Here is a 10,932-nt window from a genome sequence, read left to right on the forward strand (position 1 = left end):
ATTTGTGTATATTTGAACGATCTGAAGTCCCATTCGGCGTGACACATGCCCGGCTCCCTTCATGTTCTGCTCGCCGAGGACGAGGATCTGGTTGCCCTGGTGGTGGCCGAAATTCTGGAGGGCGACGGGTTCCGGGTCACGGTCGCCCGCAACGGTGTGGAAGCGGTGGAGGCTGACGCGGGCGATCCGGCCGACATCCTGATCACCGACATGCGGATGCCGGTGATGGATGGCGCGGCCCTGATCCGATCCATCCGCGAGCATCGCCCGGATCTGCCGATCACCGTGGTGAGCGGGTTCAGCGAGGATCTTCCATTGCCGGAGCCCGGGCATCTGGTGGTCATGCGCAAACCCTACGACACGGCCGCGATGGCACCGACGATCTCCGCACTGCTGTCCGGGCGGGCTGGGGCCTGACGGGCAGGCCTCGCTGCGGACTTCGCCGGCTTTGACAGCGAGGACGTAGCGCACCGCGGCGGCCAGGGCGACGGGCAGGGTGCACCTCGTCTGAGCGCCAGCGATCAAACTATCGACGATGGCAAACTCGACAAAAGTGGCTGCCGGTTGCGGAATTGCCTAAGACTTCAAACAGTTTGACAGGCATACTATAATATGTAAGCTAAGAATTTCACGAACGTTCGCAAGCGCAGCGTGGGGGATATTGCCATGCACAGACTCGTTCTGCGCAGTGAGTTAAAATATATCATGCCATACGATGAAATAATAAATATTTGCTTTTCCTCGGCGCGCTCAAACAAAGATAATAATATTACAGGCTTTATGGTCGAATGTGGTGGTGTTTTCCTATTTTCAATAGAAGGAAAACCGGTAAGTTTGAGAAGAATAATTAAAAATATTAAAAATGAAGAGAGGCACCAAAACATAAAAATTATATTCCACAACAAGTCTGCCTCGGCCAGATTGTTTGGCTCTTGGTCGATGAATATGATGTTTCTTGATGACGCGCTTCTTTGGCAAAAAGCAATTGGCTCTCGCAAATCTTACGATGGCTTTTATGCGAAATCCTATGATGCCGCTTTTGCTATTGGGGTCTTGATATTGTCGTACCGGTATGCGTGCGAGGCGTCACAACTGAGTCCAGTGCCTTGCGAAGATCAATGCGGTCACTTTCCCCATAGGGGTCAAATTCTGGGCGCCTAACCTGAATCTGCCGCGGCCGGAGTCCGGGCGGCGAGAAGGGAAGGCCGTACCGCCGGCAGTGTTGACCCGTGGGCGGGGGGGCGGGTCCCCGTTTGCCATAGCCGCGGAGGCTGTTTCCTCGGCGGGTCTCGCCAAGAGTGCCCCACCCCCCTCGCTTTCGGTTGTGTAGCCCGGTTTTCCATATAAACTGCTCGGCGCTCCGGTTGTGGAAGATGAATCAACGACTTAGCCGGGCAGGGGAATTATGGCCCATCCGCGGCCGAGTGGGACGCTCGCGCGGCCGATGCCGAACGCACCGGAGATGGCGTGGAGGCTGAACTGTGTCGGCAGTATGCTGAGCATTGGTTCCGCGTATCGCGGGGAGAGGACTGAGGGAGATGAGCTGGTGAGTGACACCACCTTGACGCCGCGGGAGCGGGCTCTGATCCGCAACGAATTCATGGTGCGCTTTGGGCAGGCGCCGCGGCTGGAGAGCGGCATCCTGGTGAAGCGGTGGGCCACCGGGCCGAACAAGGGTCAGCCGAAGCCGGGAACGGTCATTCAGGGGATGCTGGACCGTGGGCTGCTGGAGTTGCGGGACGACGGTAGCCATTGGCTGCGGGCTCGGTTTACCGAGGCCGGTCTCGCTGCTTTACGGCACATGGCCGAGGACGCACGCGCCCTGCCACCGGGCGAATACCAGCACGTCCTGGACGAACTCGGAAGCGGGCAACGGGCAGATCACAACGACGCATCGTCGGCCATCCCAGGTTCGCGATCTGTCGCGTAAAGGGGTTCCGTCAGCCCTCGCGCTATCTTGCTTGTAACCGTGGGGCTGACGTAGAGGGACACCTCCACTCTGGAGGTGAGGAATGCGCTGCCCGCACTGCCACTCGACCGCAACCTCGGAGCGTTCGGACCGAACGGCGCATGGCTATCGCCGCTTCCGTTGCCGCCAATGTTGGCGCGGCTTCAACGAGCGCACCGGCTCGCTGCTGAATCGGCTTCAGCTGCCCACGGACGTGGTCTTCTTGATCGTACTGTGGCGGCTTCGGCTCAAGCTCAGCCTGCGCGATCTCGCCGAGATCCTGCTCTTGCGCGGCTTGGTCTTCTCCCATGAGGCGGTGCGCGACTGGGAAGCCAAGTTGGCGCCGCGGCTCGCCGAGACGCTGCGCCAACGCCGTCGGGGAAAGACTGGCCGGAGCTGGTACGTGGACGAGACATACCTCAAGGTCGCCGGTCAGTGGCAGTACCTGTACCGTGCCATCGACAGCGACGGCAACCTGATCGACGTCTATCTCAGCGCCACCCGCAACCAAGCCGCCGCCGAGGCCTTCTTCCGCTCCGCCGTGGAGGTGACAGGCATCATCCCGGAGACCATCACGACGGACAAGCATGCCGGCTACCCTCCGGCCCTGGAAGAGGTATTCGGAGACGACGTCGAACACCGCACGTCAAAGTTCAAGAATAATCATCTGGAACAGGACCATCGTGGGGTCAAAGGCCGCATCCGACCGATGCGCGGCTTCAAGTCGCCGCTCGGTGCGGCCCGCTTCTGTCGGGCTCACGATGAGGTGCGCAACTTCTTGCGCCCAGCGACCCGGCGCAACCAGCACATTCCAGCCGCCCGCCGACGGGCGATCCATGTCCAGAGAGTCGCTGCTCTGCGCGACATGCTCGCCGTCGCCTAACCAATCGTGCCGGTAGCCGGCTGCTCCGCGCCGAATCGCCAGTCGTGGCGCGAGAGCTGACAGAACCGAATGGACCGACTTCAACGACGGCGACTGCGGCATGGCGCTGGTGGAGGTTTTCGCCTTCATGACGGACCTGCTGCTCTACCGGCTGAACCGGCTGCCGCGCCACGCCCGCCTGAAGTTCCTGGAGATGGTCGGCATCGCGCCCGAAGCCGCCCGCCCGGCGCGGACCTACGTCACCGTCGGCGTCGAGAAGCCCTGGCCGGCGGCGACCGTCGAGGTGCCGCGCCGCACCCGGGTGGCCGCGCCGGCAGACGACGGGCCGGTGATCTTCGAAACGTCGCGCCGGCTCGTCGCCTTCGCGCCGGAGCTGGCCGTGGTGCAGAGTTTCGTCGGCGGGGCGGTGATCGACCACACGGCCGACAGTGCGCGGGCCGATGCCCCCTGGACGCTCTTCACCGACGCCCCGGACCCGGGAACGGCGCTGCTGCTGGGCTTCGCCTACGACGGTGCGTTTCCGGCACGCACCGAACTCGCCGTCACCGTCTGGCTGGCCGGGGGGCAGGAGTTGACGCCCGTCGTCTGCGGGGGCAGGCCGGTCGCCAGCGGCGCGCGCATCGCATGGGAAGGGTTCGACGGGCGCGACTGGCGGCGGATCTCCGTGCTCAAGGACGAGACGGCCGGCTTCTTCCGCACCGGCCAGGTCTTCCTGAAGACCCCGGCCGAGGGGGTGCTCCGCCGCGCGGCCATGAACGGCGTGGCCGAGCCGCACTACTGGCTGCGCGCGCGGGTCGAGCGTGGCGGCTGGGACCGGCCGCCGCTGGCGCTGGCCGTCCGCATCAACACGGTCGAGGCCTCCCAAGGCGAGACCATCGAAGGCGAGATCCTGGGCGGCAGCGACGGCACCGTGCGCCAGATCTTCCGGTTGGGCAACGCCCCGGTGCTGGAGGGGACGCTGGAGCTCTCCATCGACGAGGGCGAGGGGTTCGTGCGCTGGCAGGAGGTCGACGACTTCGTCGACCCGGCCGACACACCCGGCCTGGATCCGGAGGTCCGGCGGGAGCGGCGCTTCTACGTGCTCGACCGGACGGTCGGCGACGTCCGCCTGGACGGGTACCGCGCCCACGCCCCGGCGGCCAACCCGGATCGGCCGACCTCCAGCGTGCGCGCCGACCGCTACCGCGCCGGCGGCGGGACCCGCGGCAACGTCCCGGCGGGGGCGCTGGCGACGCTGCTGACGCCGGTTCCAGGGCTCGACGCAGCCGCGACGGCCAACCTCTTCGCCGCCGAAGGCGGCACCGACGAGGAGACGCTGGAAGCCGTCGAGCTGCGTGGCGCGCGAGTTATCCGCAGCCGCAACCGCGCCGTGACGGCCGAGGACTTCGAGCACATCGCGATGGGCGCCGGGCCGGTCGGCCGGGCGAAGGCGCTGCCGCTCCACCATCCGGACTTTCCCGACACCCCCGTGCCGGGCGTCGTCACCGTCGTCGTCGTCCCCGACAAGCAAGGTCCGGCCCCGCGCCCGGGCGAGGTGCTGCTGCGCTGCGTCTGCGCGGCGCTCGACAAGGCGCGGCTGCTGACGACCGAGGTCTATGTGGTGCCGCCCTGCTATCTGACCGTGCAGGTGACGGCGGAGCTGTACGCAGCCCCGGACGCCGACCCCGCCGGCCTGAAGGAGGCGGCCCTCGCCGCCCTCGCCGGCTTCTTCCATCCCTTGCGCGGCGGCCCGGACGGGAATGGCTGGCCGTTCGGCGGCGACATCCACTTCTCGCGCGTCCACCACGTGCTGCTGCTGCCCGGGGTGGACCGGCTCGGCACGGTCGAGATCGCGTTGGACGGCACCACGCACCCGCCCTGCACCGACGTCCCTATCCCGGCCGGCGCTCTGCTGCGGTCGGGCGAGCACGAGGTCACGGTCCTGATCGCCGGCGAGGAGGACGACGGATGAGCAGCGCCGGCCCCCATCTGCCGCTCCCGCCGCGGCCGCCCCACGACCCGCTGGCGATGCGCCTGTCGGCGACCGACGGCTGGCGCTTGGCGGACGCCCTGCTGGACGGCGTGACCGCCGGCGGCGACGGGCTGGCGCTCCGCCTGGAGACCGTCACCCCGGCCGAGCCCGGCCCGCTCGACCCGCGCGGCACCTTCGGCGGGATGGTGCCGCCGGTCACCGCCGCGTACACGCCGGACGGGCAGCTCTACGCGCTGGACCGCAAGGGGCGGCGCATCCTGTGGTTCGACGCCTGCTGCTGCCGCTTCGTGCCGCTGCCGTGCCTGGGCGACGCGCCAGGGGACGTCCGCATGCCCGACAGGCCGCTCGCCTTCGCCGCCGATGAGACGATGCTGGCGGTCGGCGGGACCACGCCCAAGGGAGGCCGGGTCGCCGTCATGGGCCGGCGTGACCTGACGCCCCGGCTGGTGCTCGACCGGGACTGGGAGCCGAACGCGCTCGCCTTCGACCGGCATGGGGGACTGTACGTGGCCGACCGGAAGCATGGTGTGGTCCACCGCTTTGCCGCGGGCGGCCGGCCGTCCTGGAGCGTGCCGGTGGGGGTGGTGCATGGGCTCGCGGTGGATTGCGCCGGCATGCCGTGGGCCGCCGCGGAGACGGGATTGATCCAGTTGAAAAATGCCCTTTCCTCCCCAGGGAGAGAGGGTATCGGCCCCTTCCCGCCCCTGCCCTTCCGGCTCGACGCCCGCGGGCGCTTCGTGCTGGGGGACCTCTGCCGGGCCGCGGGCGGGACGCCGCGGGGCGCAGGCCTGTTCGCGGAGGACGGCACGCCGCTCGCCGAAGCCCCCGCCCCCTTCGCCCCGGCGATCTTCACGAAGGCCGGGCGCTTCGTGACCACCGCGCTCGACAGCCGCATCCACGCCTGCCGGTGGCACCGCCTCGCCTTTCGGGCCGAGCTGCCACCGGGGACGCGCCTGACGCTGCGCACGCGCAGCGACGAGATCGAGTGGCCCATCGCCGACGTTGCCGACCCGGCCGACGCCGGGTGGTCGGAGCCCCAGACCTGGGTCTCGGGCGACCCGGCTCCGGAATGCCTCGTTGTCAGCCCGCCCGGCCGGTTCCTCTGGGTGGAGGTCGCGCTGGCCGGCAACGGGTCGGCGACGCCGGCCTTGTGGACGCTCGACGTGGAGTTCCCGCGCGTCCCGCTGCGCCGCTACCTGCCGGCCGTCGTCAGCGAAAACCCCGTGGCGGCCGATCTGACCGACCGGCTGCTCGCCATCTTCGACCAGGGGTTCCGCGGGATAGAGAGCCGCCTGGACGAGGTCGGCTACCTGTTCGACCCGCGCTCCGCGCCGGACGGGATGCTGGACTGGCTGGCCTCCTGGATCGGCCTCGGCTTTCCGCAGGGGCTGGGCGCGGCGGAGAAGCGCCGGCTGCTGCGCCACGCGCCACGGCTCTACGCCGAGCGCGGCACGCTGGAGGGCTTGCGCCAGTTCCTGATGCTGCAGCTCGGCCTCGACCGTGCCGCCTGCCGGCCGCGCACGGTCGTATGCGGGCCCACCTGCGCGCCGCCGCCGCACCCGCCCGAACCCCCCAGGCTGATCCTGGAGCACTGGCGGCTGCGGCGCTGGCTCTTCCTCGGCCGTGGACGGCTGGGCGAAGCCTCGCGCCTGTGGGGCGAGGCGGTCCTCGACCGCAGCCGCGTCGGCGAGGGCATGCGGCTCGGCGGAACGCGGTTGGCACTGGAGCGCGATCCGCTGCGCGATCCATTTCACGCCGAGGCGCACGCCTTCAGCGTCTTTCTGCCTGCCGGCCGGGGTGCCACCCCGGCGCGGCGCCGGCGCATCGAGGCGCTGGTGGCGCGCGAGGCGCCGGCCCACACGCGGGCCGTCGTCCACTGGGTCGAGCCCAACATGAGGCTCGGCATCCAATCCACGCTCGGCTTCGACGCGGTGCTCGGCACGCCCTGCGCGCCGCCGCCGACGGTGGGCGAGGCCAGGCTGGGCCGAGCCACCCGGCTCGCCGAGACCGGGGGTGGTGCCGGGATGAGCGGCCGGCTGGGCGTGGACACCCGGTTCGACCGGCGCGGTGCAGGCACATAGGAGGGGGCGATGCTGACCACACACCCGGATACGGCACTGTGCCCGGACTGCGAGCCGCGGCCACTGCTGAAGAACCACTGGTTCTGGGGCAAGTCCGTTGTCCCCCGGGACATGACCGACGAGCAGAACTGGGTGGCCGAGCACATCCGGCTGCACCACCAGCGCCTGCACGGCACCGGCATCGTCTGCGGCCTGCGGCTGGTCCAGCACCCGAATCCGGCCTGCCGCGACCGGCTGGTGGTGCTGGAGCCCGGCAGCGCCATCGACTGTTGCGGCCACCACATCCTGGTCCTGGAGGAGGAGGTCGTCGATCTCGACGCATTCGAGGAGGTGCGCGCCCTCAAGGCCGACCCCGACGGCAAGCCGCACACGCTGCGGTTCTGCATCCGTTACCGCGAGTGCCCGACGGAGGAGGTGCCGGTCCTTTACGACGAGTGCGCCTGCGATGACACGCGCTGCGCACCGAACCGCATCCTGGAGACCTGGGCACTGGAGGTGGAGATCGACCCGCCGCGGCTCGTCCGCGCGTACGCCCAGCCGCGCCTGGAACGCGCCGGAACGCTGCTGATTCCGGGGGCTTCGGCCGTCACCCTGGATGAGGCGGGTGGCCGGCTGTTCGCCGCCGTCGGCGACACGGTGATGGAACTCGACGCAGCCACCCAGCTCCCGAGCCTGCCGGCGCGCGACCTCGGCGCCCCGGTGCGGGCCATGGCGCTTGGGGCCGGCGGCTCCCGCCTCGACCTCATCGTCGGGGGCGGCGCCGGCAGCGACCCGAAGCTGACGGTGCTCGACATCGGCGGGCCGACGCCGCTGGCCACGGCGGCGCTGCGCGACGGGGCGCTGGCCGGCGCGCTGGCCGGGAGCGTGGCGCTGACAGAGACCGCCGGCGGCGAGCTGGTGTCGGTGATCGAGCCGAAGGGCGGCGTGCGCTGGTTCGCAGCCGGTGTGGCCGCTCCAGGAGCCCCGGACCGGCAGGTGGACCTCGGCGTCAAGACCGCCGGCCTCGCATTGTCCGGCGACGGCCGCACCGCCTGGCTGGCCGAGCCCGGGCAGCCGAGCCTGCACGCCGTGGCGCTCGACGTCCCGGCGCCGACCGCGGCGAAGGTCGGGGTGAAGCGCGTCGGCCAGGGCGGGGCGACGACCCCGGTGCCGCTCGACCTCGTCCGCGCCCTGACGGCCGACGGCCCCGACCGGGTGGTGGGGCTGGAGCGTGCGACGTCGTCGCTGCACCTCGTCGATCCGGCCACCGGCACGGTCGAGAACAGCGTGGTGCTGGAGCACCCGCCGGTGGACGCCGTCGTCTCGCCTGACGGGCGCTGGGCCTATGTGGTGGTTGCCGACGGCGCGGGGGACGGCCACGTCCAGCCCGTCAGCCTGCACGCCATGCGCCTGGGCAAGAGCGTGAACGCCGGCCCGGCGTTCGCCGTCGGGCCGAAGGCCGGCACCCCGGCGATCACAGCCAAGGGGGACCGGCTGTACGTGCCGCTCGCCAACGGCATCGCGGTGGTCGACGTGGGCGACGTGGACTGCGCGTCGCTGCTGGAGGGCGGCGACTGCCCCGGCTGCCTGGAAGCCGACTGCCTCGTGGTGGCGCGGGTGGACAACTGGCAGCCGACGCTTCGGCTGACCGATCCGCCGCCCGGACTTCACGACCCGAGGGCCGACGCCGCGGCCGGGATCGCGCGCATCGACAATGACGCGGAACGCTCCGTCCTGCCGAGCACCCAGGCCATCGCCGCCGCGCTGAGGTGCTTCATCGAGAATGCCGGCGGCGGCGGTGCCGCCGGGCCGCCCGGGATGGAGGGACCGCCGGGCAAGGAAGGGCCTCCGGGCAAGGAAGGACCGGAAGGAAAGCGGGGGCCCCCCGGCAAGGACGGACTGTCAGCCGTCGACCTGACGCTGACGCGCATCTGCGCCATCAACTGGGAGCACACCCGCGACTGGCCGATGGACCGGCTCGGCGTCCACGCCCGCGGGCCGGGGTGGGAGCGCCGCGGCTTCGGGCTGGTGATCGCCTTCACCAACGAGGTGCTGGTCGAGGACCTGAACGACATCAGCTTCATGCCGCTCGTGGAGACTCCGGAACAGGAAGCCCAGGAGTTCCAGCGCAGCTGCTGGTGCCAGATCCCGGGCGAGGTCTTCGGGGTGAGGCTCGAACAGCGTTGCACAATTCCGCCCCCGGCGACGGAGCTCGACGTCCAGCCTGGGGGGGCGAGCGCCAACGCCGCGCTGTACCTGTTCGCCGACCGCGCCGCCGAGCGGCTCCGGAACCTTGTCGCCGAAGGGCAGTTGCGCGTCCGCGTCCTCTTCAACGGCGACCTCGTGCGCGACGACGTCGTCATCGGCGGGGTGCGCAAGCACCGCGGCGTCGACGCCGACCATCTGCCGCCCTGGGTGTCGAACCGCGAGTCCGGCGACTTCATCGAGGGCGGCATGTTCGAGAGCTGGTTTCGCCTGGGAAGGGAGGGTTGAATGGCCTGCGCCCACTGTTCCGGCCACGGCGGAGCCCGCCACGCCTCCTCCGCTCGGACCAATCTCCCCCGGTATGCGCCCCGGCCGGCGCCCGACGCCGCCCCGATGTGCGAGCCCGACCCCTGCGGCTGCGCCTGCGGCGGCCTCGAATGCCTGTGCCGGCCGCGCTGGGTGGCGGGCATGGTGATCCAGGAATCGGACCTGAACCGGCTTGACCACTACATCACCGCCAAGCAGCGCCTGCACAACCGCTTCGTCCACGGCATGGGCGTGGTCTGCGGACTGTTGGTGACCTGCCACCCGTGCGGCGAAGGGGTGGTGCGGGTGTCGCCGGGCTACGCGCTCGGCCCCTGCGGCGAGGACATCGTGGTCTGCGACGAAGACACGGTGGACGTCTGCGCCCTCATCCGGAAATGCCGGTCGCTGGAGCGGCGCGACGTCGAGTGCCGCCCGTGGGGCGACGACCGCGCCTGCCGCGACGTACGGGAGGCCTGGGTGCTGGCGGTCCGCTACGACGAGCGGCCGAGCCGCAACTCCCCCATGCTTCGCGCCGGCAAGCGCGACTGCGGCACCGGCTGCGAGGGGAACTGCGACGGCTCCTGCGGGTGCGAGTGCGGGTGCGGCACGAAGCCGCCACCAAAACAGATCCGCCGCGAGATCCCCACAGCCTGCCTGCCCACGGTGGTGTGCGAGACCTACCGCTACGAGGTGTTCCGTGCCCCGCCGCAGCCCGACTGCCGGCCGCGCGGCAACCGGACGCCGCAGCCGGGGCGGCTGGTCCAGCGTCTCCAGGCCTGCCTGGAGGACCTGCTGGAGATCGTCCGCAGGCCGCCGCAGGCGCCGCTGAACGCCGCGCTCGACCGCACGGGACGGCGCGCCTGGAACGAGTTCTGCGTGCGCCTGAAGGCCGGCCTGCGCGAGCACCTGATCCACGAGGGGACCACGGCCTGCGCGCTGGTGGAGGAGCTGTGCACGGTGCCCTGCGCCAGCCCCGACCTGGAAGGGCAGGCCTTCGTCGACGCCATGTCCGCCGCGTTCGCCCACGTCACCCCGATCCTGAACGCGGCGGTCAAGGACTGCCTGTGCCTGGCCGCCCTACCCCCCTGTCACGAGCCGGTGCACGACCCGCGCCTGCCGCTGGCGCTCGTCACCGTGGAGGGAGGTGCCGACTGCCGCGTGGTCGAGGTCTGCAATACGACGCCGCTGCGTCCGGTCGTCGGCACCTTCCCGAACGCCGCCTACTGGCTGTCCGCCTTCGGCGTGATCGAGCGGATCCGCACGGCGCTGTTCTGCTTCTGCTGTGGCACGGCTCCGGCGGAGGACCGGCACGCGGACGTGCCTCCGGGTGTCGTCCCGTTCGACTTCGACTTCACGCAGTTCGGCATCGTCGGCGACTGGCTGAAGACGATGCAGCCCGATCCCAACCAGGCGCTCCAGGCGCTCGGTGACGTGATCGGCTTGGGCGGGATCGCCGAACTGAAGGCGCAGCTCGACGCGCTGAAGGCGGAGGTCGAGGATCTGAAACGCAATCTGTGATTGAGCCTTTCTCCCGTTGGGGAGAGCGGCTATTGCTCCA

At 70.0% G+C, this 10,932-nt stretch carries 9 protein-coding genes; all 9 read left to right on the forward strand.

The window, feature by feature from the left end; genetic code table 11:
- Positions 1 to 45 precede the first annotated feature (45 nt).
- The 9 genes from ABNQ39_RS36600 (at position 46) to ABNQ39_RS36640 (ending at position 10,892) form a co-directional block, all read left to right on the forward strand.
- On the forward strand, positions 46 to 417 hold the full coding sequence (locus ABNQ39_RS36600; protein ID WP_376967749.1) for a response regulator: 372 nt from the start codon (positions 46 to 48) through the stop codon (positions 415 to 417).
- A 249-nt stretch (positions 418 to 666) separates the two neighbouring features.
- Complete coding sequence (locus tag ABNQ39_RS36605) at positions 667 to 1,161, forward strand: BLUF domain-containing protein (RefSeq protein WP_376967751.1); 495 nt, start codon at positions 667 to 669, stop codon at positions 1,159 to 1,161.
- Positions 1,162 to 1,377: 216 nt separating this feature from the next.
- Positions 1,378 to 1,533 carry a DUF4167 domain-containing protein gene (locus tag ABNQ39_RS36610; RefSeq protein WP_376968080.1) on the forward strand — a complete coding sequence of 52 codons (156 nt, stop codon included), beginning with the start codon at positions 1,378 to 1,380 and terminating at the stop codon, positions 1,531 to 1,533.
- Positions 1,534 to 1,546: 13 nt separating this feature from the next.
- Positions 1,547 to 1,930 (forward strand): hypothetical protein, encoded by a 384-nt coding sequence (locus tag ABNQ39_RS36615; RefSeq protein ID WP_376967753.1) that lies wholly within the window; start codon positions 1,547 to 1,549, stop codon positions 1,928 to 1,930.
- 82 nt (positions 1,931 to 2,012) lie between these two features.
- Positions 2,013 to 2,831, forward strand: a complete 819-nt coding sequence (locus ABNQ39_RS36620) for an IS6 family transposase (protein ID WP_376967755.1) — start codon at positions 2,013 to 2,015, stop codon at positions 2,829 to 2,831.
- A gap of 34 nt (positions 2,832 to 2,865) precedes the next feature.
- The gene (locus ABNQ39_RS36625; RefSeq protein WP_376968083.1) at positions 2,866 to 4,782 is read left to right on the forward strand and encodes a putative baseplate assembly protein; all 1,917 of its coding nucleotides are present in this window, start codon (positions 2,866 to 2,868) and stop codon (positions 4,780 to 4,782) included.
- A complete protein-coding gene (locus tag ABNQ39_RS36630) occupies positions 4,779 to 6,884 on the forward strand; it encodes a phage tail protein (RefSeq protein ID WP_376967757.1) in 2,106 nt (701 codons plus the stop codon). The genes ABNQ39_RS36625 and ABNQ39_RS36630 overlap by 4 nt, the downstream gene beginning before the upstream one ends.
- Before the next feature lie 9 nt (positions 6,885 to 6,893).
- The gene (locus ABNQ39_RS36635; protein WP_376967759.1) at positions 6,894 to 9,356 is read left to right on the forward strand and encodes a YncE family protein; all 2,463 of its coding nucleotides are present in this window, start codon (positions 6,894 to 6,896) and stop codon (positions 9,354 to 9,356) included.
- Positions 9,357 to 9,461: 105 nt separating this feature from the next.
- Positions 9,462 to 10,892, forward strand: a complete 1,431-nt coding sequence (locus ABNQ39_RS36640) for a hypothetical protein (RefSeq protein WP_376967761.1) — start codon at positions 9,462 to 9,464, stop codon at positions 10,890 to 10,892.
- Positions 10,893 to 10,932: the final 40 nt, after the last annotated feature.

It is taken from the genome of Azospirillum sp. A26 (assembly GCF_042604635.1).
In the GTDB taxonomy this organism is placed as follows: domain Bacteria; phylum Pseudomonadota; class Alphaproteobacteria; order Azospirillales; family Azospirillaceae; genus Azospirillum; species Azospirillum palustre.

Coding starts and splice junctions, on each gene's coding strand:
- ABNQ39_RS36600 (WP_376967749.1), top strand. CDS start 46: ATGCCCGGCTCCCTTCATGTTCTGCTCGCCGAGGACGAGGATCTGGTT.
- ABNQ39_RS36605 (WP_376967751.1), top strand. CDS start 667: ATGCACAGACTCGTTCTGCGCAGTGAGTTAAAATATATCATGCCATAC.
- ABNQ39_RS36620 (WP_376967755.1), top strand. CDS start 2,013: ATGCGCTGCCCGCACTGCCACTCGACCGCAACCTCGGAGCGTTCGGAC.
- ABNQ39_RS36630 (WP_376967757.1), top strand. CDS start 4,779: ATGAGCAGCGCCGGCCCCCATCTGCCGCTCCCGCCGCGGCCGCCCCAC.
- ABNQ39_RS36635 (WP_376967759.1), top strand. CDS start 6,894: ATGCTGACCACACACCCGGATACGGCACTGTGCCCGGACTGCGAGCCG.
- ABNQ39_RS36640 (WP_376967761.1), top strand. CDS start 9,462: ATGTGCGAGCCCGACCCCTGCGGCTGCGCCTGCGGCGGCCTCGAATGC.